The sequence below is a fragment of the Thermotoga sp. RQ2 genome, assembly GCF_000019625.1.
Classification (GTDB): domain Bacteria; phylum Thermotogota; class Thermotogae; order Thermotogales; family Thermotogaceae; genus Thermotoga; species Thermotoga maritima.
Map to the genome: position 1 here is coordinate 1,298,862 of NC_010483.1, position 20,826 is coordinate 1,319,687.

Genomic DNA, 20,826 nt, shown 5'->3' on the forward strand with positions numbered 1-20,826 from the left:
CCCTCGCTTATGTGTGTCGTTGATCAATCTTCGTAACCCTCTCCTATCTCGTATCTTGTGAACCTTGAAACTCTTATGTTTTCACCTGTTTTCGCTATCAGTTCGTTTATGAGATCTTTCACCTTTTTTGTATCGTCGAATATGTAAGTCTGTTCGTAGAGACACGCCTGTTCGAAGAATTTCTCGAGCTTTCCTTCCACGATCTTTTCCACGATGTTTTCAGGTTTATCCTTGATCTGAGCTCTGTAGATTTCTTTCTCTTTTTCTATGACTTCTGCCGGAACGTCCTCTCTTCTGACGTACAGAGGTTTCATTGCAGCAACCTGTTTTGCGAGGTTGTAAGCGAGTTCTTTGAACTCATCGGTTCTGGCCACGAAGTCCGTTTCACAGTTCATCTCGAGCAGAACACCTATTCTTCCGTTGAAGTGAACGTATGCAACGATGATTCCTTCTTTGGTAGTTCTTCCAGCTTTCTTTTCAGCTGTTGCAGCACCCTTTTTTCTGAGAATCTCCACCGCTTTTTCCATATCACCGTTGGCTTCTTCGAGGGCTTTTTTACAATCCAGAATACCTGCACCTGTCATTTCTCTGAGCTTTTTGATTAGGTCCATGGATATTTCCATGTCACTTTCCTCCTTTCTTGGTCTTCGCCTTGATCTCGTAAGAATTTGGATCGTGCCAGCCGTAATCCAGGTTCAGTTTTACTTTGAATTCCTTCTGGAGCTTTTTTATATCTTCCCTTTTGAAGTATCCAGACATGTTCGGATGAACTTTCAATGTTACTTCCTCAAAATCTTTCAATTTTTTCAAATCTTCTCTGATTCTCTTAAGCAGAATCTTTTGAGAAAGTACTTTTCCCGTTCCCGAACACACGGGGCACCGGGTGAAAAGAAGTGTATCCAGAGGTCTTGTCGTTCTTTTTCTTGTTATTTCCAGAAGCCCAAGATTTGTGAATCCAAAGATTTCGATTCTTGTTCCGTCTCTTTTTGCAACCTCTTTGAATCGTGAAAGAAGCTTTTCATAACTCTTCGGATCTTTCTGCTTTATGAAATCTATTACCACGATTCCTCCAATGTTTCTGAGTATCAACTGACGAACGATTTCTTCGATGGCCTCCATGTTCGTTTTCAAAGCGAGTTCCTCCTGGTTTTCAGCGTCTGTGTAGCTTTCCGAGTTTACATCTATAACGGTGAGCGCTTCTGTTCGATCTATGACGATGTTTCCTCCGCTTTTCAATGGAACAGTGCGGGAGAGAAGTTTTTTCAAACGTTCGTAAACGGAAAACTTTTCAAACAGGTCACCTTCTACGTACTCGATCTCCGGTTTTTTCGGAAGATTTTGAAGATATTTCTGTAAGGTCTCAAGGAGTGATCTGTCGTTGTAAATCAATTTGTCTATCTTCGAATTCACCTTTTCTTTGATGATCTGTTCTACAGGATCTTCTTCGTATAGCAACTTCGGTTTTCTCGATCTTCTGAACTTTTGAAGTACCTGGTTCCATTTTTCTAATGCCCTTTCGAAATTCTTTATGATCTCCTCTTCGTCCACACCTTCCGCTGCTGTCCTCATTATTACACCGACACCGTATTTTTTTCTCAGAGAAAAGGCTATGGTTCTCAATCTGCGTCTTTCTGAAGCATCTTCTATCTTTCTTGAAACACCTATCACTTTTTTGAAAGGAAATATGACAACGAATCTGTCGGCTATCCCTATCTGGGGTGTTACCTGAGGTCCTTTTTTTCCCGAAGCATCCTTTTTCACCTGTACGAGTATCTTCTGGCCTTCTTTTACTTCTTGTCCTTTCAGAACAGTTTTCCTGTAGGCTTCATTAATCTCGCTGAGTTTCAAAAAGGCGTTCCTGCCCTTTCCAATTTTCACGAAGGCTGCTTCGAGTCCTGGTACAATTTTTTCGATCCTTCCAAGGTAAATTTTCCCTGCGATCGTTTCTATTTCATCGAAAAAGACCTCTTCGAGTTCACCATCGTCCATTACAGCGTAAGACAAGCTGTCCGATTGAACATTAAGGAGAAATTCTCTTATATCCTTGACACCTCCGGTTTACTCTGCCATCTCGATGAGATGAATGTCTCCGTTTTCGTCCCTGTAGAGGAGATTTATTTCGCCAGTATTGACGTTTCTGAAAACGAGGAATCGATGGTTCAACTCATCCATCTGCATAACTGCTTCATCGAGATCGAGGTTGAGAAGAGAAACTCTTTTTACAGAAGAGACCTTGTCAGATGGGGAAAATTCACCTGGCTCTTCAAGAGGAGTTTCAACGAGTGCAGAACTTCTATGAGGGTGGTTCTTCAGCCTCTCTTTCAATCTTTTCACCTGTTTTTCTAGAGCATCCGAGGCAAAATCTATCGCGGTGTAAATATCCGGGTGTCTTTCTTCTACATTGATGATGTTCCCTTTCAGATTCATATTGAACTTAACCACATATTGATTCTTACCATCTTTTTCTATTCTAACGTTGAAGGAAACGAGGTCATCATCGTAAATCACCCTGTCAATTTTATCGAGCCTTTTTTCCAGATAATTTTTGATGGCTTCGGAAATTTCTACACCCTTTCCCGTTATCCTGTACTCCATAAAAGCACCTCCCTTACAGTATGAATACACCTGCTCCGAACATCTTGGGACCAGAATGAACAGCAAGGGTGGGAGGCAATCTCACGATGTCCACCCTTTCGATGTGTTCGTCTTTCAGTTTTTCTTCTATTTCAAGAACGATCTCCTTCATTTCTTCCCCGGCATAAACAAGTCCCAGCATTTTTCTTCCGTCTATTTTCAGGTCCTGAACAATTTTCTCTACAACATTCTTTAAACCACGTTTTTTCGCTACCACTCTGAGTTCTCCATCTTCAATGCTCAGAATGGGATGTATCTTTATGAGATTCCCGAGCATTCCTGTTATCGCTTTTACCCTTCCACTCTTCATGAGATAATCGAATTCCAGCACTGAGAAGCGGATCTTTATTCTTTCGTTTGCTTCCTGAACAACTCTTTCAAGATCCTCTCTGCCGTCTTTCACCGATTCCATCAACTTTAGAAGAACATATCCTGCACCTATTGAAACTTGTCTGGTGTCAATAACCCTGAATGTCACCGATGGGAACTTTTCTTTTAGACGTTCGGTTACGCTCTTCATCACGTTATAGAAAGCACTCAGCTTTGAAGAAAGGTGAACGCAGTATATACGGGTACAACCTTCAGAAATTATATCACGAAGCACCCTCTCCATTTCAAGCGGAGAGGGGACGGCTGTTCTGAAGTTTTTTGCCTTTCCAAAAAGACTGTAAAAAGTTTCTTTATCGATGTCTACGTCGTCTGTGTACTCTTTATCGTCGATGTAGACCTTTATACCGATCGTTCTTACAGGAAACGGAAGTTCCCAATTGCCAACTGTGACAGCGCTGTCTATAACGAAGACTGGAAGAATCGTCTCACCCTTTCCACTCTTTCCCTTGCTTCCATGAATCTATCAGGGGAGATGTCTTCTTCTCTTCCGGCTTCTTCCGTGATTATGATCACATCTTTTCCATCGCAGAGCAAAAAACCACCCGCAACTTTCAGATGGTATTCATCATCACCCGATTTTATTTTTACATCGCACACGGAGAGCTGGGTTACTATGGGAGCCCTCCTGGGGAGGATTCCCATGGATCCTTCCACCGTTCTGAAAGAAATGAAGTCGCTTTCTCTGTCGTACACGATCCCATAGGGTGTAACGATTTTTACCTTCACATTTTCAACTCCTCATTTCTTTTGCTCTTTCTTTAACTTCGTCGATGTTTCCGGCCATGAGAAACGCCTGTTCAGGTACATCGTCGAGTTTTCCGTCGAGAATCTCCTTGAATCCTCTAATTGTTTCTTCAATGGGTACGTATCTTCCAGGACGACCTGTGAACCTTTCTGCTACGTGGAACGGCTGGCTGAGGAACCTTTGAATTCTTCTGGCACGGTGAACCACAAGTTTGTCTTCCGGAGAGAGTTCCTCCACACCGAGTATGGCGATAATATCCTGAAGGTCCTTGTATCTCTGAAGAACTTCCTGAACACCTCTTGCCACTTCGTAATGCTCTCTTCCAACGATCGCTGGATCCAGAATTTTCGAGGAGGAGTCGAGAGGATCAACCGCCGGGTAAAGTCCAAGTTCTGCTATTCTTCGTGACAGAACCACAGTGGCATCAAGATGGGCGAAGGTGGTTGCCGGTGCCGGGTCGGTTATGTCGTCCGCAGGAACGTATATGGCCTGAACGGATGTGATGGAACCTCTCCTCGTCGAAGTGATTCTCTCCTGAAGTTCTCCCATATCGGTTGCGAGGGTGGGCTGATATCCCACAGCAGACGGCATTCTTCCGAGAAGTGCCGAGACTTCACTTCCAGCTTGGACAAACCTGAATATGTTGTCTATGAAGAGAAGAACGTCTCTTCCTTCTACGTCTCTGAAGTACTCAGCGATGGTGAGGGCGGTAAGAGCCACTCTGAACCTTGCTCCCGGGGGCTCGTTCATCTGGCCAAAAACGAGAACGGTGTTTCCAAGAACTCCGCTTTCCTGCATTTCGAGCCAGAGTTCGTTACCTTCTCTTGTTCTCTCCCCGACACCTGCGAACACTGAAAATCCCTTGTGTTCTATTGCGATGTTTCTGATGAGTTCCATAACGAGCACGGTCTTTCCAACGCCCGCTCCTCCGAAGAAACCGATCTTTCCGCCCTTTGGGAACGGAGCGAGAAGATCGATCACCTTTATACCGGTCTCGAGGATTTCTATCTCTGTGGATTGTTCCACAAGCTCAGGGGCTGGTCTGTGAATGGGCCATCTTTCTTTGGCTTTTATTTCTCCTGCTTCGTCGACAGGTTCACCTATCACGTTCAGGATCCTTCCAAGGACTTCTTTCCCCACAGGTGCTGTTATGGGAGCTCCTGTATCTACCACTTCCAGACCTTTGGTTAAACCGTCTGTTGAATCCATAGCCACCGTTCTAACAACTCCATCGCCGATGAGCTGCTCCACCTCGAGCACTACCTTCTGCCCCGTTTGGGGATTTACAACTTCGAGGGCGTTGTATATATCCGGGAGTTCCTCTTCGGGAAATTTCACGTCCACAACAGGTCCCATAATACTCACAATGAATCCTTTCGAACCCTTTGCCATGCCATATCACCTCATTTTTCTATTTCCTTCAGAGCTTCTGCTCCCGTAACGATCTCTATGAGTTCCTGGGTGATCGAAGCCTGACGCGCTTTGTTGTACGCCAGTGTCAGCTCCCTGATCACTTCCTGGGCGTTGTCTGTGGCGTTCTTCATGGCGTTCTGTCTTGCGTAGTATTCTCCTATCTTCGTCTGGAACATGAGTTCCATGAGTGTGGCCGAGAGATAGTAATGAAAGATCAGCGGAGCAATTTGCTCTAGGCGTGGTTCGTATTCGAAGTCTTCTCTCTTTTTTTCTTCCTTTTTGATGGGAAGAAGTTCGTGCACTTCTGGCCTCTGTATAAGAACGTTTTTGAATCGGCTGAAAATCACTCTGACTCTCGCGGGTTTCCCATCGAGAAAATTGAGAATATCTTCCACGATCGTAGAGCCGTTTCTAAAGTCGGGTATTTCGTAGAATCTGTCGTACATTTTCAACACTTTTCCGTCCTTGAAATGGTTTATGGCTTTGAGACCTACGAGTATGAGGTGTGGATCCCTGGATTCGGAGATCACTCTTTCTGCCTCTCTCAAGATTTCACTGTTGAAGGAACCACACAGTCCCATATCGCTTGTTATCACCACGATCAGGTCTCTGTTCCCTTCTTCAAAAAAGATCGGATCGAGAGATTCCGCTGGAACCAGCGCCCACAATCTTTTCACTTCGTCGTAGAAGGGCTTGAATTTTTGATACTCCGACTCTATTTTTCTCACCTTTGCGCGCGCTACCATCTCCATAGCGCGCGTGATCTTCATCAGTGATTGTGTTGCGTTTATCTTTCTCTTTATCTGTAGCATTCGACCTCTACTCATTGCACATCACACCCTGAAAGTGGTTTTGAATTCTTCAATGGCTTTCTTGAGTTTTTCCTCCGTTTCCGAAGTCAGTTCTTTCTTCGTCTTTATGTCGTCGAGGATATCCTGGTGCTTTTCGTGCATAAATCTGAGAAATTCCTTCTCGAATCTTCTGACTTCTTCCACCGGGAGATCATCGAGGTATCCCCTGACACCTGCGAAGAGAACGACGACCTGCTCTTCAACGGGCATAGGACTGTACTGTTCCTGTTTCAGAAGTTCCATGAGCCTCTGTCCTCTTATGATCTGGGCTCTGGTAGCTGGATCCAGTTCTGTGGCAAACTGAGCGAACGTTTCGAGTTCTCTGTACTGTGCAAGATCAATTCTCAACATACCGGCGACCTGCTTCATTGCTTTTATCTGCGCAGATCCTCCAACCCTGGAAACGGACAGACCAACGTTGATAGCAGGTCTCTGACCGGCGTAGAACAATCCGGGCTCGAGGTATATCTGACCGTCAGTGATGGATATCACGTTCGTTGGAATGTAGGCGGATATATCGTTCGCCTGAGTTTCAACGATGGGTAGAGCCGTGAGGGATCCTCCACCGAGTTTGTCGTTCAGTCTGACGGCCCTCTCAAGGAGTCTGGAGTGTAGATAGAAGATGTCCCCAGGATAAGCCTCTCTTCCCGGGGGCCTTCTCATGAGAAGTGAGAGCTGTCTGTAGGCGACGGCGTGCTTCGAAAGATCGTCATAGACCACGAGGGCATCCCTTCCGGAATATGCGAAGTACTCTCCCATGGCACAGCCCGCGTACGGTGCTATGTACTGGAGAGATGCCGGGTCGGAAGCGGAGGCCACAACCACCGTTGTGTACTCCATGGCTCCGTACTGTCTGAGTTTATCGATGATCCTTGCAATAGCGGACTTTTTCTGACCTATCGCCACGTAAATGCAGTACACACCCTGTCCTTTCTGGTTGATGATGGTGTCTATAGCGATGGCCGTTTTTCCCGTCTGCCTATCTCCTATGATCAGCTCTCTTTGGCCTCTCCCGATGGGAATCATGGAGTCGATCGCCTTTATTCCTGTCTGGAGAGGTGTATCGACGGGTTTCCTGTAGATGACACCGGGGGCTTTTATTTCTATCGGTCTGAAGTTCTTTGCGTTTATTGGGCCCTTTCCATCGAGCGGTTCTCCGAGCGGATTGACCACCCTACCGAGGAGCTCTTCTCCAACCGGTACTTCTATGATCCTTTTCAATCTTCTGACGGTGTGACCCTCTTTTATATCTTTGTATTCACCGAGTATGATGATACCAACGTTGTCCTCTTCCAGATTGAAGGCGACTCCTTTGACTCCAGTTTCGACGAATTCCACGAGCTCACTCACCATCACTTTATTCAACCCGTACGCACGGGCTATACCGTCTCCAACCTGGATGACCTTACCAGTGTCTTCGAGATCGATCTTCTCCTCGAAACTTTTTATCTTCTCTTCGAGAACCTTCGTGATTTCTCCAGGATTTATCCTCAACTCATCTCACCCCTTTTGAGGGCTTCTCGGGCGATTCTTTTCAGTCTGCCCTGAACCGTCGTGTCCAGTCTGAATCCTTCGAATTCAACGAGAGCACCCGCTATGAGAGATTCGTCGATGGAAATATCGAAAACAGGATCCTTGAGAGCGTACTTTCTGACGAACTTTCTGAGGAGAGAAAGTTCTTCATCTTCTGGGCTGTGGGCTATCGATAGATTTGCCGGAACTTTCTGCTCCGACAGGATCTTCTCGTACTCGAACAGATCCCTGATGTTTCTCAGAAGTTTCTGTCTTTTTCTCTCAAACACGAGCGTTAAAAATCGTTCCTGAAACTCATCCATTTCCTGGCCGAAACTTTTCATTATCTCTTTTATGAGAGAAATCTTCTTTTCTGGTTTCAAGATGGGATTGTCAAACAGTTCCCTGCTTGATTCGTAAATCTGGCACACAAGATCCAGGAATCTCAGGTATTCCTCTTCTTTTTCTTTTTCTATTGCAACGTTTAAAAGTGCTCTGGCGTACCTTCCCGCCACCGCAGAGAACCTCATGACTTTTCTATCTCCTCTTTGAGGATTTTGACGAGATACTCTCTTCTTGCTCTTTCATCCTGAAACACCTTTTGGAGAAGCTTGGTAGCGAGTATCACGGAGAGTTCCGCTGCTCTTTCCTGAACCTGTTCCAGAGCCTTTTTGTATTCAACTTCTATCTGTGTTTTTGCGGACTCTACGATGTTCTGCGCTTCTTTCTTTGCCTTTTCACGAGCTTCTTCAACAATCGCTTCGGCTTCTTTTCTGGCACTTTCTACGATTTCGTCTGCTCTCTGCCTTGCTTCGGAGAGAAATCTCTCGGCTTCAGATCTCATCTTTTCGGCTTCTTCCTTCAGTTGCTCAGCGCTTTTCAGGTCCTCTTCCACCTTTTTTCTTCTCTTCTCCGCCATCTCAATGAACGGTGTGTAGAGGAATTTGTTTAGAAAATACACCATGAGAACGAAGAGCATCAGCATTGCCGCTGAGGTCCAGTTTATCTCCAGAAAGCCCAAAGTTCTCCCCTCCTCACACCACGAGGAGGATCATGAAGGCTATGAGAAGAGAGTATATACCCGTTGTTTCGGCAACGGCGTCGGCAAGAAGCATCCTCGTGGTGATGGTACCGACCATTTCAGGTTGTCTCGCCATGGCGTCCATCGCGTGGGCTCCTATGTTACCTTCTCCTATTCCAGGACCGATGGCTCCTATTCCCATACATAGTCCTGCACCGAGATATTTTCCAAGAAGCGCCAGTCCCTGAGCGAGATCTCCAAGATTTTCCATCTTTGACCCCTCCTTACGAAAGTTGTGAACTGATGTATGCAACTGCGAGCATACTGAACACGAACGCCTGTACCAGACCAACGAAGATACCGAAGAATCCCCAGAAAATGATGGGAGCGAAGAAGTACTTCGTCATGTAAGAGAGGATGTAAACGAGTATTGCTCCACCTCCTATATTACCAAACAACCTCAGAGAATGGGAGATGGGTTTTGCCAGTTCGCCGATGAGGTTTATAGGGAACATAACCGGATTTGGATAGAACCAGGACTTCAGCCACTCTTTGAATCCCTTGGACTTTATGGCGAAAGCATGGCTGATGATGAGGACCATGACGGCGTAGGTGAGATTGGTGTTTAGGTCTCCTGTTGGTGCCGGCCAGGTGTCGTTGAAGAGTACTACTTTCTGAACAGCTCCAGTTTCATCGGCGACCACACTCACGCCCGGCACCGCTCCACCTATTATGTTCGAGATGGTGATGAAGAGGAAAAGTGTGGTTGCGACTACAAAAGTGGGTTTCACGAATCGCTTATCTGGGATCGATTCGTCAACGATCTCGTAAAACATCTCGAGGATCGACTCCATGAAAGCCTGCTTTCTGTTTGGAATCATTTCGAACTTTCTCAGTCTGTACGCGAGCACTATTAGAAAGATCGCTATAGCCGTTCCAACGATGATGGTCATGGGATTGATCCTGAAGCCGTTTACATCCACAATCCACCTTTTACCGAGACCTCCGAAGATCTCTTCCATGGGTGTTCGTTTCAGTTGCTGAATACTCAAGATGGCAACGAGAACGTAGAGGGAAATGAAGACAGCGAGAAATATTTTTTCTTTTTTTGAGAATGCGATCTTCAATCCGTCCACCTCCAGGCTATGAAAGAGACTATCTTCAAATTCATCAAACCGAAGAAAACGCCCAGAAGAGTTTCAAAAGATACAAGACCACCCAGAAGAAGAAGCGCCGCGCTGAAGGTGTATCTTCCCAAGTATCCAAAGACCCATCCCTTTGTGGTTCCCCTGGAAGCCATCTTTTCTATGTCGTTTTTCAAAGAAAAGAGATTCAGTACAGCTCCTGCACTTCCAAGGAGTGGGCTCCAGCTCTTTTCGAAGCCGCTTATCAAGCCAAAAACGAGTGCTTCAACCATTCCCATTATCATTATCGCCACTGACATCTTTTTTGTTAACCTTTTCACTTTTATCATACCTCTCAGTTTCTTTCAAAAGGATTTTGAAACCGTTATAGAAACCTGAAACAATTCCTAAAATTATGAAAATAAACAGTAAAATCCCATTTTTGAAGGTCCATTTGTCCAGATAATACCCGATCAAAGCACCGACGACGATGTTCGAAGCCAGAGTTGTTATGAACATAACGACTATGTTGTATTTTCCAAAGTCCCTGAAAAGATTTCTGGAAATAGGCATCACCCTCCGCTCTTCACTGAAAGATGAAGATCGAAATCCTCTTCCGAAAAGACAGAGATCGGAAGTTTCAAAACAGCGCCGAAACTCTTTATTTTGAGATCTCTTCCACTCACCACAGTTGGCGGGGTGATATCCACATGTTTTCCCAAGTGTTCGAGTTTCATCGCCAGCTTCCCGGCTGTCATGTTTCCAAGTTCTCCTATCGCGCTCAGAGCGAGTTCATCGAGTTGATTGTATTCCATTCCACCCATCATAGCGGAAACAACTTTCAGTGCCGTCTCCGACGAGAAAGAGTATATCAAACTGCCTTCTATACCACCTGTTATTCCAATGACAGTCACCAGCGAGTGGGGAATCTCTATGTGTGATACGGCGCTGGGTTTTCCTGTTTTCGGTTCTACTCCAAGAACATCTCTGATGGTTTCATAAACCGATCCAATGAGGGCGTTCACGATTCTTGCATCCACAGATAACACCTCCTCACGACCATGTTTTGCCGATGGTTACATCCACTTCGAGCGGCACTGAAAGCTTTACCACATTCGTCATTCTGTCTTTCACCAGCTCGACGAGCGCGTCCTTTTCCTCATCGGGCACTTCAAAAACCAGTTCGTCGTGGACCTGTATGATCATCTTCGATCTCATTTTTCTTTCTTTCAGCTCCCTGTCTATTTCTATCATAGCCAGCTTTATTATATCCGCTGCTGTACCCTGTATGGGAGTGTTTATGGCAATTCGTTCTCCTTCAGCTTGTGTGTTTCTGTCCCTGGCCATGAGCTGTGGTATGTCTCTTTTTCTTCCAAACAGCGTTCTAACATAGCCTTTTTCTTTCGCTTCCGATACGACCCTCTGAATGTAATCGCGCACCTTTGGGTAGAGGACGAAGTAGTTGACGATCATCTTTTCTGCTTCTTTCACAGGTACTCCAAGCCTCACAGACAGACCGTAAGGTGTTACTCCGTATATGATGGAAAAATTCACCATTTTACCGGCGCGGCGCATTTCTTCGGTTACTTCTTCGGGTTTCACGTTGAATATTCTGGAAGCTGTTAGAGTGTGGACGTCGATGCCCTCTTCGAATGCTTTCAAAAGATTCTCATCACCGCTGAGATGGGCGAGGATCCTCAGTTCTATCTGGGAGTAGTCGGCGCTGACGATCCACCAGTTTGGATCCTGAGGAACTATCGCTTTCCTGATTTCTTTTCCCTCTTCGCTTTTCGTCGGGAGGTTCTGAAGGTTGGGATCGCTGCTGCTGAGTCTTCCAGTGGCAGTCCCCGTTTGATTGAAAGAAGCATGAATTCTTCCGGTCTTTGGGTTGACCATCTTGGGGAGGGCGTCTATGTAGGTTGATTTCAATTTCTGTATCTTTCTGTATTCGAGAATCAGAGGAATGATTTCGTGTTCACCGGCAAGTTCCTCGAGGACTTCTATGCGTGTTGAGTAGTCTCCCGTTTTCGTCGTTTTACCACGTGGTTTTATGCCGAGTTTTTCAAAAAGGATCCTTGAAACCTGCTTCGGTGAGTTTATGTTGAACGGCTCTCCAGCTATCCTGTATATTTCCTCTGCCAGTTCTTCGAGTTTTTTTCCGTACTCTTCTGAGAGTTTCTTCAGGAACTCTGTGTCCACGTACACACCGTTCAGTTCCATCCGTGCAAGCACGCTCACAAGAGGCATTTCTATCTTGTAGAACACGTTCTCCAGATCTGCCTCGTGGAGTTTTAAGCTCAGGATCTTGTAGAGTCTGTAGGTGATGTCTGCATCTTCACAGGAATAGTTCGCTGCTTTTTCTACAGGAACATCGGCAAAACTGAAACCAAACAGCGGAGAAGAGAAGGACATGAGTTCCTGGTAAGAGGTCATTTTGTATCCAAGAAATTTCAATGCGAGATCGTCCAGATTGAACTTCTTTTCGTTCGGCTCAAGAAGGTAAGCCGCTATCATCGTGTCGAAGTGAGGAGGGACAGGTTCAACACCCTTTACCATCAACACCTTGTAATCGAATTTCAAATTCTGACCAACGATCTTTGCTCCGGGGTCCTCCAGGATTTCTTTTAGCTTTTTCAGAACTTCTTTTTCATCCAGGTTCTGGGCGTTTCTATGATGGAGTGGTATGTAGTACGCTTCCTTTGGTTTGAAAGACACAGAGATACCGACAATGTCGCAGTCGAAAGGATCGAGGGAAGACGTCTCAAGATCTATGGCGAACGAAGGGGATTCTCTCAGTTTCTCTATGAGTTTTTCAAATTCCACCAGGTCTTTCACTATTCTGTATCCAACGGGTTCGGATTCCTCGTACAGTTGAAGTTCCTTCATGATGGATGCGAATTCCAGTTCTTTCAAAAGTGGTAAGAGTTTTTCTCTGTCGTAACCCTGGTAGCGGAGTTCTTCCCAGTTTATTTCAATGGGAACGTTTGTTTCCAGAATCGCCAGCTTTTTGCTGAGAATGGCGTTTTCTCTGTCTCGAAGCAGGGCTTTTCTCACCTTTTGAGGAAGTTCGCGAACATGATTCAGTATGTCTTCGAGGTCTTTGTACTTCTCTAGAAGCTGAACAGCAGTCTTTTCACCTATCCCAGTTACACCGGGGATGTTGTCTATTTCATCTCCGGTTAGAGCCAGAAGATCCGGGATCTGCTGGGGTTCAACACCGTATTTTTCCTTCACCTTCTGCGCATCGTAAAGTTCCAGATCGGATATCCCTTTTACGATTCGCCACACCTTGATCTTTTCGTTCACAAGCTGAAGCATGTCTTTATCTCCGGTCACTATGAATATTTCATCAAAGAGCGGAAGCCCCTTCACAGCCAGAGTGGCAATTATATCGTCCGCTTCGTATCCTTCTACCTCCAGCACCTTCATTCCAAGTGCTTCGACCAGCTTCTTTATGTACGGAAGCTGCTGAATCAGGAGATCCGGCGTCTTAGGTCTTTGAGCCTTGTAAGTCTCGAGGAGCTTGTGTCTGAAGGTGGCAGCTTTTTTGTCGAAAGCCACAGCAACGTAGTCTTTTCCGACAATGATATGGTCTTTGATGAATCTCACCAGCATCCTCGCCACACCGTATGTGGCGTTTGTGGGAATGCCGGTGGAAGTAGAAAGCGATCTATCGAGCGCATAGTACGCTCTGTAGGCCAGAGCAGTTCCATCAAAGAGAAATAGTCTCGCCATTTTTCTCCATCTCCCTCAGCTCTTCAAGGAATCCCACAGCTCTTCTCAAGTGCGGTATCACGATAGAGCCACCAACCACGAGGGCGATGTCAAGGGCTTCGAAGATCTCTTCGTCGCTCGCTCCTTCCTGAACACACCTCACAAGGTGGTACCTTATACAATCATCGCACCTGAGAACCGTGGATGCTACGAGCCCCATCAGTTCTTTGGTCTTTACATCGAGTTTCCCGGGCCTGTAAACGGCGGAGTCGAGATTGAAGAATCTCTTCGTGTTCAGAGTTCCACGGGATAACACCTTCTCGTTCAGCTCTCTTCTTGTTTCCACAAACTTTTTGTACTCCACGGCTTTTCACCTCAACTTCACGAAGAGTTCCACTTCGTCCGTGATAACCCCGTCTATTTCTCTGCGTATCTTTCGATAAATTTCCGGATCGTTCAGCGTCCAGACAAAGATCACGATTCCTTTTTTTCTGAAACTTCTCAAAACCTCTACTGCGTATTCTAATTCGAACGCCTGGTACGGTACGTGGAGCGAATAAGGACGTTCTTTTTCTACTCTCTCGACAAAGTTTTCTATACTTCCGTAGTTCTCTTCATCTATCAGATAGCCGTATTTTGTCCCCTTGAATTTCTCATCGAGCAGGTCCAGATCGAAAGAAGAGAATATCAGATTCTTTCTTTTTTTCGAAATTTCCAGAACGACGTCTGCCGCTTCCCTTTCTTTTATCTCGATGTTAATTATTTTATCATCAGAAATGCTTTCGAACACTTCTTTCAAAGTGGTTATCTTTCCATCTGTTAATTCTTTCAGCTCAGACACAGTGGCATCTCTTATCTTCACGTCCAGTCCAAACAGTCTTTTCAAATCTTCGTCGTGTGAGACAACAACTTCTCCATCTTTTGACAGTCTCACGTCCAGCTCCACACCATCTGCCCCTGCCTCCACCGCTTTCATAAACGCTTCGAGGGTGTTTTCAAGGTATTTCGCAGAGTACCCCCTGTGCCCCAGAACGATCACTGTTTCATCTCCTCATAGACTCTATAAACGTGCTTCACAAATTCTTCTACACCGTTTTTCCCTTCGACGATGAAAAGCCAGTTTTTTCTCCACCAGGCGACGATCTTCTTTCCATTCGATACTGTGGAGAATTTTCCCATGTTGGGCAGGTCCAGAACACTTCTTATGGACACAAACCCGGCTCTGCCGTTCAATTTCTTCCAGATCTTCTTCGCTTCTTTGCCTTTGTAGACGTAGAGGAAAACAGGGCCATACTCCGTTTCAAAAACCGCAACTTTGCCCTTCATTTCCACGTCTCCATAACTGTCTATCTCCTTCACATCCGACAATCTGTAATCTCTGGTCTCCAAAACGAAGATGGCTGTATCCAGAGAATAGGCCTCCGGTGGTACCACTATTTTTATCAACGTGCATGAAGAAAGCATCAGGAGTACAACAACAAGAAACAAAGAACGCCTCACTTTTCATCCTCCCCTCCTATTTTGAGAAGAGCCAGGAACGCCTCCTGTGGAATGGTCACGCGCCCGATTTCCCTGAGTTTCTTTTTACCCTCCTTTTGTTTTTCGAGAAGTTTCATTTTCCTCGTCACATCTCCACCATAACATTTTGCCAAAACATCCTTTCTGAGGGCTTTTATGTCCGCTCTTGCTATTATCCTACCGTCAGCCTTAGCTTGGATAGGAATCTGGAACTGGTGACGCGGGATCAGATCTTTCAGCTTTTCTACTATCTTTCGTGCCATCTGGTACGCTTTCGACCTGTGTACGATGAACGACAATGCGTCGACGGGTTCTTTGTTTACGAGTATGGTAACCTTCACCAGATCGCTTTTTCTGTACTCTTTGAACTCGTAATCCATGGAGGCATAACCTCTGCTCACCGCTTTCATTCTGTCAAAGAAGTCATAGATTATTTCGGCAAGTGGAGCGTCGAATCTGAGAATGACGCGATTTTTTCCTGCGTTCTCGGTTATTCTGAGTTCTCCTCTCTTTTCATTCTGAACGAGATTTATTATCGCTCCGATGTATTCGCTCGGTGTTATGATCGAAAGATCAACGTACGGTTCGTACGCTTCCAGTATCTCGCCTTCATCGGGAAATTTGGAAGGATCCGTGATCTCTATTTCCTCACCGTTTCTGAGCTTCACCCTGTATCTGACGTTCGGTGCGGTGAGAATAACTGCGAGATCGAACTCTCTCTCTATTCTTTCCCTCACCACTTCCATGTGGAGAGGTCCCAGAAAACCACATCGAAAGCCAAAACCCATAGCTGGGGACATCGTGGGCTCAAAGTACAGCGCAGAATCATTGAGTTTCAGCTTTTCGAGGGCTTTTCTGAGTTCTTCGTAGTATTCGGGAAGCCCTGGAAACATCCCGGCGAAGACCATCGGTTTTATCTCTCTGTATCCCGGAAGAGCTTCATCTACCGGATCGTTCGCCGATGTGATCGTGTCTCCCACCCGCGCGTCCGACACCTCTTTTATCCCTGCAACGATGTATCCCACTTCGCCCGCACTGAGTGAATCCACCGGTTCCATCTCCGGCAGAAACACTCCTACTTCCTGGACTTCGTAGACTTTTTTGTTGGAGAAAGTCATTATTTTATCACCTGGTTTCACCTGACCGTCGAAGAGACGAACGTGTACGATCACACCTTTGTAGTTGTCATATTTTGCGTCGAATATAAGTGCCTTGAGTTTACCGTTGATGTCTCCCTTCGGAGGAGGAACCCTTTTGACGATGGCTTCGAGGAGGTCTTTCACACCCGTTCCTTCCTTAGCACTGACGAGCAAGATCTCGTCTTCACTTGCACCGAGAAGGTCCTTTATTTCAAGGGCAGTTTCTTCAATGTTTGCATTCGGAAGATCGATCTTGTTGATCACCGGAATTATCTCCAGATCATGTTCTATGGCAAGGTAGGTGTGGGCAACCGTCTGGGCTTCCACTCCCTGAGTTGCATCAACAAGCAGGATAGCACCTTCACAGGCTGCCATGCTCCTTCCCACTTCGTAGGAAAAATCCACGTGTCCCGGTGTGTCTATGATGTTTATCTCGTAGGTGTTTCCATCTTCTGCTGTGTACATGACCTTCACCGGTTGGGCCTTTATGGTGATTCCTCTTTCTCTCTCTATATCCATCATGTCCAGGTACTGCTCTCTCATTTTTCTTCTGTCTACCGTGTTTGTGATTTCAAGAATCCTGTCCACCAGGGTTGTCTTTCCATGATCGATATGCGCTATTATGCATATATTCCTGATCAAGTCGGGTCTGTACACTCCTCGATCACCTCCGGAAAAATTAACCTCTCTTTTGAATTTTACCATTTCGTTTTTTCATAAAGGGTGTGATATACATTCATGAGGAGGTGATAACGTGAAAAGAATCGATCTAAATGGTTTCTGGAACGTCAGTGATAACGAAGGGAGATTTTCGTTTGAAGGGACAGTGCCGGGGGTTGTCCAGGCAGATCTTATCAGAGAAGGTCTCCTTCCACACCCGTACGTTGGGATGAACGAAGATCTCTTCAAGGAAATAGAAGACAGAGAGTGGATCTACGAGAGGGAGTTCGAGTTCAAAGAAGATGTGAAAGAAGGAGAACGTGTCGATCTAGTTTTTGAAGGTGTCGACACGCTGTCGGATGTTTATCTGAACGGTGTTTACCTCGGGAGCACCGAAGACATGTTCATCGAGTATCGCTTCGATGTCACGAACGTGTTGAAAGAAAAGAATCACCTGAAGGTGTACATAAAATCTCCCATCAGAGTTCCGAAAATTCTCGAGCAGAACTACGGGGTCCTCGGCGGTCCTGAAGATCCCATCAGAGGATACATAAGAAAGGCCCAGTATTCGTACGGATGGGACTGGGGTGCCAGAATGGTCACAAGCGGTATTTGGAAACCCGTCTATCTCGAGGTGTACAAGGCACGTCTTCAGGATTCAACGGCTTATCTGCTGGAGCTTGAGGGAAAAGATGCCCTTGTGAGGGTGAACGGTTTTGTATACGGGGAAGGAAATCTCAGTGTGGAAGTTTATGTGAACGGTGAAAAGATAGGGGAGTTTCCTGTTCTTGAAAAGAACGGAGAAAGACTCTTCGATGGAGTGTTTCACCTGGAAGATGTGAAACTATGGTATCCGTGGAACGTGGGGGAACCGTACCTGTACGATTTCGCCTTCGTATTGAAAGATTCGAATGGAGAAATCTACAGAGAAGAAAAGAAAATCGGTTTGAGAAGAGTCAGAATCGTTCAGGAGCCCGATGAAGAAGGAAAAACTTTCATATTCGAGATCAACGGTGAGAAAGTCTTCGCGAAGGGTGCTAACTGGATTCCCTCAGAAAACATCCTCACGTGGTTGAAAGACGAAGATTACGAAAAGCTCGTCAAAATGGCAAGGAGTGCCAATATGAACATGCTCAGGGTCTGGGGAGGAGGAATCTACGAGAGAGAGAGCTTCTACAGACTCTGTGATGAACTCGGTATCATGGTGTGGCAGGATTTCATGTACGCGTGCCTTGAATATCCGGATCATCTTCCGTGGTTCAGAAAACTCGCGAACGAAGAGGCAAGAAAAATTGTGAGAAAACTCAGATACCATCCTTCCATTGTTCTCTGGTGTGGAAACAACGAAAACAACTGGGGATTCGATGAATGGGGAAATATGGCCAGAAAAGTGGACGGTATCAATCTCGGAAACAGGCTCTATCTCTTCGATTTTCCAGAGATCTGTGCCGAAGAAGACCCATCCACTCCCTATTGGCCGTCCAGTCCATACGGCGGTGAAAAGGCGAACAGCGAAAAGGAAGGAGACAGGCACGTCTGGTATGTGTGGAGTGGCTGGATGAACTATGAAAACTACGAAAAAGACACCGGAAGGTTCATCAGCGAGTTTGGATTTCAGGGTGCTCCCCATCTAGAGACGATAGAGTTCTTTTCAAAACCCGAGGAAAGGGAGATATTCCATCCCGTCATGCTGAAACACAACAAACAGGTGGAAGGACAGGAAAGATTGATCAGGTTCATATTCGGGAATTTTGGGAAGTGTAAAGATTTCGACAGTTTTGTGTATCTGTCCCAGCTCAACCAGGCGGAGGCGATCAAGTTCGGTGTTGAACACTGGCGAAACAGGAAGTACAAAACGGCCGGTACTCTCTTCTGGCAGCTCAACGACAGCTGGCCGGTCTTCAGCTGGTCCGCAGTCGATTACTTCAAGAGGCCCAAAGCCCTCTACTACTATGCGAGGAGATTCTTCGCTGAAGTTCTACCCGTTTTGAAGAGGAGAGACAGAAAAATAGAACTGCTGGTGGTGAGCGATCTGAGGGAAACAAAAGAAGCTTCTCTCAGGCTTGCGGCCTATGAGAAGACGGGAGAAAAAGTATTCGAAAAGACTTACAGAACTGTACTCCCAGCAGACGGCGTGAGTTCTGTTGATAGAGTAGAGCTACCCGATGATCTTTTCTTCTTCGTCGAGGCAGAAGTGGATGGGGTTAGCTACAGAAACTACAGGGTTTTCAGAAAGTGGCGCGATCTGGAACTTCCAGATCCGGAGATTTCGCTTGAGGACATGGGAGAGCTCATAGAATTGACAGCAAAGAGGCCAGCTTTTGGTGTCAAGATTCTTGCCGATGAAGTACCTGAGGACGATTTTCTGTTCCTTGAACCAGGAAGGAGTGTCACGCTAAGGAAACCAGCTGGAGTAAGAGGAGTGAAATCTCTGTTCGATTACCTGAGATGACGAAAAGCCCCTTCGGGGGCTTTCATTTTACTGTTTTGTTTTTGATTTGAAGTATGAGTTGTTTCAAACGATTGGCTTTCCTGTAGTCTTCGTTCTTTATCGCCTCATTTAATTTTCTTTCGAGGAAAGTGATTTTTCTTTCATTTTCAAAGTTTTCTCTCTCCTGATCTGACCAGATTTTTCCGAACATTTCCTCCAGAATTCTCAAAGGTGTCTCCACAAAAATCACCATTTCTCCATCGAAGGAAAGATGCCTTTTTTTTCTCATCGAGTCCTCTGAGGGAGATGGAGTGTTTTTGAGTGGAACACTCTCTTTCAAAACATCCATCAAGCACTTTTGACAGTATGCGATCTCTTTTTCCACACCGTCGAAGTCTACTTTATATGACTTTGAAGTTTCATGGCCACATTTCAAGCATTTCATACTCTCACCTCTAAGGAATTGTAGATAGACATTGCTTTTTCTATTCCTTCGACGAGAATCACCTCAAGGGCTTCTTTCATTACTTCAAACACTTTGTTAAGTATAATCCACTCCTCGTCTGAGAATTCTCCCAGCACGAAATCTACAAGATCCATTCCTTCTGGTTTATCGCCTATTCCTACCCTTATACGTTTTATCTCCTGTGTTCCAAGCGCCTGTATAATGGATTTCATACCGTTGTGTCCACCGTCGGAACCTTTCTTCCTGATGCGGATCTTCCCGAGTTTCAAACTCACGTCATCGTACACCACTATTATATCATCCAGACTGGCGCTGAAGAATTTCAAAACGTGGGGCATCGCCAAACCGCTGAGGTTCATATAGGTCAATGGTTTCACCAGAGCCACTTCATTTCCAGCCAGGTTAATTTTGTTCCACGCGAAATATTTTTCAGTTTTCCAGTCTTTGTTTTTCAAAAAGTCCAGAAACAGAAAACCCACGTTATGCCGGGTGAAGGCATAACGTGGGCCTGGATTCCCCAGACCAACAACAACCATGCGTTATTCCTCTTCCTCTTCCTTTCTCTTTATAACTTCAGGTTCTGCAGCTTCTTCCTCTTCTTCCGTGGCCTCTTCGATCGCCACTTCTTTCGGAACGAGTACGGAAACAACTGCCTCTTCTTCTTCGAGAAGGCACTTGACACCTTCTGGGAGTTTCAGATCTCTTGCATGAATCACGTCGCCGAGATCGAGAGAAGAAACGTCCACTTCTATTTCCTGTGGGACTTTGTCGGGATCGGTTTCAACAGGTATCTCTTCATGGAACACTTCGAGGAATCCGCCCTTTTCAACACCGACGGGTTTTCCAACAACTTTGAGAGGCACATTGATCCTCATTCTGTGGCCCTTTGTCGGTTCATAGAAGTCGAGGTGAACGACCGTTTCGGAGACCTTGTCCCTCTGAACCATCTTGAGAAACACGGTTTTTTCCGCCACCGTGTTTCCCTGATCGTCTTTGATTATCAATTGAATAGGTGTTGCTTCGGATATGGTGTGGAATATCTTCTCGAGGACCGATCTTTTGATTTTCACGGGTATAGGTTCAGTTGCTGGTCCGTACACTACAGCTGGTACTTCTCCACTCCTTCTGAGGCGCCTCGCTTCTCTTTTTCCCTTCACTTCTCTCACTCTTGCTTCCAGACTTACCATCTTTTCTCCCTCCCGTAGGTC

24 protein-coding genes are annotated in these 20,826 nt (G+C 45.8%); 1 reads left to right on the forward strand and 23 read right to left on the reverse strand.

Annotated features, from left to right (window positions below; genetic code table 11):
* Window positions 1–23: 23 nt before the first annotated feature.
* The 20 genes from tsf to lepA are packed head-to-tail and all read right to left on the reverse strand — an operon-like array spanning window position 24 to window position 16,718.
* Entirely contained in the window at window positions 24–623 is a 600-nt protein-coding gene (gene tsf / locus TRQ2_RS06550; RefSeq protein ID WP_004082052.1) for a translation elongation factor Ts, read from the reverse strand.
* A gap of 1 nt (window position 624) precedes the next feature.
* A complete protein-coding gene (locus tag TRQ2_RS06555) occupies window positions 625–2,004 on the reverse strand; it encodes a ribonuclease E/G (protein WP_012311033.1) in 1,380 nt (459 codons plus the stop codon).
* A 54-nt stretch (window positions 2,005–2,058) separates the two neighbouring features.
* On the reverse strand, window positions 2,059–2,595 hold the full coding sequence (gene hpf / locus TRQ2_RS06560; protein WP_004082054.1) for a ribosome hibernation-promoting factor, HPF/YfiA family: 537 nt from the start codon (window positions 2,593–2,595) through the stop codon (window positions 2,059–2,061).
* 13 nt (window positions 2,596–2,608) lie between these two features.
* Window positions 2,609–3,484 (reverse strand): DegV family protein, encoded by an 876-nt coding sequence (locus TRQ2_RS06565; protein WP_327084764.1) that lies wholly within the window; start codon window positions 3,482–3,484, stop codon window positions 2,609–2,611.
* Window positions 3,424–3,750, reverse strand: a complete 327-nt coding sequence (locus TRQ2_RS06570) for a F0F1 ATP synthase subunit epsilon (protein WP_004082057.1) — start codon at window positions 3,748–3,750, stop codon at window positions 3,424–3,426. The genes TRQ2_RS06565 and TRQ2_RS06570 overlap by 61 nt, the downstream gene beginning before the upstream one ends.
* Window positions 3,751–3,754: 4 nt before the next feature.
* Window positions 3,755–5,161 (reverse strand): F0F1 ATP synthase subunit beta, encoded by a 1,407-nt coding sequence (gene atpD / locus TRQ2_RS06575; protein WP_004082059.1) that lies wholly within the window; start codon window positions 5,159–5,161, stop codon window positions 3,755–3,757.
* A gap of 11 nt (window positions 5,162–5,172) precedes the next feature.
* Entirely contained in the window at window positions 5,173–5,994 is an 822-nt protein-coding gene (gene atpG / locus TRQ2_RS06580) for an ATP synthase F1 subunit gamma (RefSeq protein ID WP_004082062.1), read from the reverse strand.
* 21 nt (window positions 5,995–6,015) lie between these two features.
* Entirely contained in the window at window positions 6,016–7,527 is a 1,512-nt protein-coding gene (gene atpA, locus TRQ2_RS06585) for a F0F1 ATP synthase subunit alpha (protein WP_004082064.1), read from the reverse strand.
* Window positions 7,524–8,075, reverse strand: coding sequence for a F0F1 ATP synthase subunit delta (locus tag TRQ2_RS06590; RefSeq protein WP_004082066.1), 552 nt, complete (start codon window positions 8,073–8,075; stop codon window positions 7,524–7,526). Before TRQ2_RS06590 ends, atpA begins: the two co-directional genes overlap by 4 nt.
* Complete coding sequence (gene atpF, locus TRQ2_RS06595) at window positions 8,072–8,566, reverse strand: F0F1 ATP synthase subunit B (protein WP_004082072.1); 495 nt, start codon at window positions 8,564–8,566, stop codon at window positions 8,072–8,074. Before atpF ends, TRQ2_RS06590 begins: the two co-directional genes overlap by 4 nt.
* A 13-nt stretch (window positions 8,567–8,579) precedes the next feature.
* Window positions 8,580–8,837, reverse strand: coding sequence for a F0F1 ATP synthase subunit C (locus tag TRQ2_RS06600; protein WP_004082074.1), 258 nt, complete (start codon window positions 8,835–8,837; stop codon window positions 8,580–8,582).
* A 13-nt stretch (window positions 8,838–8,850) separates the two neighbouring features.
* On the reverse strand, window positions 8,851–9,693 hold the full coding sequence (atpB, locus tag TRQ2_RS06605) for a F0F1 ATP synthase subunit A (RefSeq protein WP_012311035.1): 843 nt from the start codon (window positions 9,691–9,693) through the stop codon (window positions 8,851–8,853).
* On the reverse strand, window positions 9,690–10,040 hold the full coding sequence (locus TRQ2_RS06610) for an ATP synthase subunit I (protein ID WP_041434344.1): 351 nt from the start codon (window positions 10,038–10,040) through the stop codon (window positions 9,690–9,692). The genes atpB and TRQ2_RS06610 overlap by 4 nt, the downstream gene beginning before the upstream one ends.
* On the reverse strand, window positions 9,976–10,263 hold the full coding sequence (locus TRQ2_RS06615; protein ID WP_012311037.1) for an AtpZ/AtpI family protein: 288 nt from the start codon (window positions 10,261–10,263) through the stop codon (window positions 9,976–9,978). The genes TRQ2_RS06610 and TRQ2_RS06615 overlap by 65 nt, the downstream gene beginning before the upstream one ends.
* On the reverse strand, window positions 10,263–10,730 hold the full coding sequence (locus TRQ2_RS06620; RefSeq protein WP_012311038.1) for a chemotaxis protein CheX: 468 nt from the start codon (window positions 10,728–10,730) through the stop codon (window positions 10,263–10,265). Before TRQ2_RS06620 ends, TRQ2_RS06615 begins: the two co-directional genes overlap by 1 nt.
* 13 nt (window positions 10,731–10,743) lie before the next feature.
* Window positions 10,744–13,425: a DNA polymerase I gene (polA, locus tag TRQ2_RS06625; RefSeq protein WP_012311039.1), complete on the reverse strand. Its 2,682-nt coding sequence runs from the start codon at window positions 13,423–13,425 to the stop codon at window positions 10,744–10,746.
* A complete protein-coding gene (locus tag TRQ2_RS06630) occupies window positions 13,403–13,768 on the reverse strand; it encodes a carboxymuconolactone decarboxylase family protein (protein WP_008194899.1) in 366 nt (121 codons plus the stop codon). Before TRQ2_RS06630 ends, polA begins: the two co-directional genes overlap by 23 nt.
* A gap of 6 nt (window positions 13,769–13,774) precedes the next feature.
* On the reverse strand, window positions 13,775–14,443 hold the full coding sequence (locus tag TRQ2_RS06635) for a glycerophosphodiester phosphodiesterase family protein (protein ID WP_008194900.1): 669 nt from the start codon (window positions 14,441–14,443) through the stop codon (window positions 13,775–13,777).
* Entirely contained in the window at window positions 14,440–14,904 is a 465-nt protein-coding gene (locus tag TRQ2_RS06640; RefSeq protein WP_012311040.1) for a DUF3242 domain-containing protein, read from the reverse strand. Before TRQ2_RS06640 ends, TRQ2_RS06635 begins: the two co-directional genes overlap by 4 nt.
* A complete protein-coding gene (gene lepA / locus TRQ2_RS06645) occupies window positions 14,901–16,718 on the reverse strand; it encodes a translation elongation factor 4 (protein WP_012311041.1) in 1,818 nt (605 codons plus the stop codon). The genes TRQ2_RS06640 and lepA overlap by 4 nt, the downstream gene beginning before the upstream one ends.
* Before the next feature lie 97 nt (window positions 16,719–16,815).
* Here lepA and TRQ2_RS06650 point away from each other — a divergent pair, with 97 nt between their 5' ends.
* Entirely contained in the window at window positions 16,816–19,173 is a 2,358-nt protein-coding gene (locus TRQ2_RS06650; RefSeq protein WP_012311042.1) for a glycoside hydrolase family 2 protein, read from the forward strand.
* A gap of 22 nt (window positions 19,174–19,195) precedes the next feature.
* On the opposite strand, the gene TRQ2_RS06655 is transcribed toward TRQ2_RS06650, so the two are convergent.
* The 3 genes from TRQ2_RS06655 to TRQ2_RS06665 are packed head-to-tail and all read right to left on the reverse strand — an operon-like array spanning window position 19,196 to window position 20,805.
* Window positions 19,196–19,597, reverse strand: coding sequence for a UvrB/UvrC motif-containing protein (locus tag TRQ2_RS06655; protein WP_012311043.1), 402 nt, complete (start codon window positions 19,595–19,597; stop codon window positions 19,196–19,198).
* Window positions 19,594–20,154 carry an aminoacyl-tRNA hydrolase gene (pth, locus tag TRQ2_RS06660; protein WP_012311044.1) on the reverse strand — a complete coding sequence of 187 codons (561 nt, stop codon included), beginning with the start codon at window positions 20,152–20,154 and terminating at the stop codon, window positions 19,594–19,596. The genes TRQ2_RS06655 and pth overlap by 4 nt, the downstream gene beginning before the upstream one ends.
* 3 nt (window positions 20,155–20,157) lie before the next feature.
* Window positions 20,158–20,805: a 50S ribosomal protein L25 gene (locus tag TRQ2_RS06665; protein WP_012311045.1), complete on the reverse strand. Its 648-nt coding sequence runs from the start codon at window positions 20,803–20,805 to the stop codon at window positions 20,158–20,160.
* Window positions 20,806–20,826: the final 21 nt, after the last annotated feature.

What these genes read in the sequence shown, in the direction of transcription:
- tsf (WP_004082052.1), bottom strand. Translation starts at nt 623, where the DNA reads ATGGAAATATCCATGGACCTAATCAAAAAGCTCAGAGAAATGACAGGT.
- hpf (WP_004082054.1), bottom strand. Translation starts at nt 2,595, where the DNA reads ATGGAGTACAGGATAACGGGAAAGGGTGTAGAAATTTCCGAAGCCATC.
- atpD (WP_004082059.1), bottom strand. Translation starts at nt 5,161, where the DNA reads ATGGCAAAGGGTTCGAAAGGATTCATTGTGAGTATTATGGGACCTGTT.
- atpG (WP_004082062.1), bottom strand. Translation starts at nt 5,994, where the DNA reads ATGCTACAGATAAAGAGAAAGATAAACGCAACACAATCACTGATGAAG.
- TRQ2_RS06590 (WP_004082066.1), bottom strand. Translation starts at nt 8,075, where the DNA reads ATGAGGTTCTCTGCGGTGGCGGGAAGGTACGCCAGAGCACTTTTAAAC.
- TRQ2_RS06600 (WP_004082074.1), bottom strand. Translation starts at nt 8,837, where the DNA reads ATGGAAAATCTTGGAGATCTCGCTCAGGGACTGGCGCTTCTTGGAAAA.
- TRQ2_RS06610 (WP_041434344.1), bottom strand. Translation starts at nt 10,040, where the DNA reads ATGATAAAAGTGAAAAGGTTAACAAAAAAGATGTCAGTGGCGATAATG.
- TRQ2_RS06615 (WP_012311037.1), bottom strand. Translation starts at nt 10,263, where the DNA reads ATGCCTATTTCCAGAAATCTTTTCAGGGACTTTGGAAAATACAACATA.
- polA (WP_012311039.1), bottom strand. Translation starts at nt 13,425, where the DNA reads ATGGCGAGACTATTTCTCTTTGATGGAACTGCTCTGGCCTACAGAGCG.
- TRQ2_RS06655 (WP_012311043.1), bottom strand. Translation starts at nt 19,597, where the DNA reads ATGAAATGCTTGAAATGTGGCCATGAAACTTCAAAGTCATATAAAGTA.
- pth (WP_012311044.1), bottom strand. Translation starts at nt 20,154, where the DNA reads ATGGTTGTTGTTGGTCTGGGGAATCCAGGCCCACGTTATGCCTTCACC.
- TRQ2_RS06665 (WP_012311045.1), bottom strand. Translation starts at nt 20,805, where the DNA reads ATGGTAAGTCTGGAAGCAAGAGTGAGAGAAGTGAAGGGAAAAAGAGAA.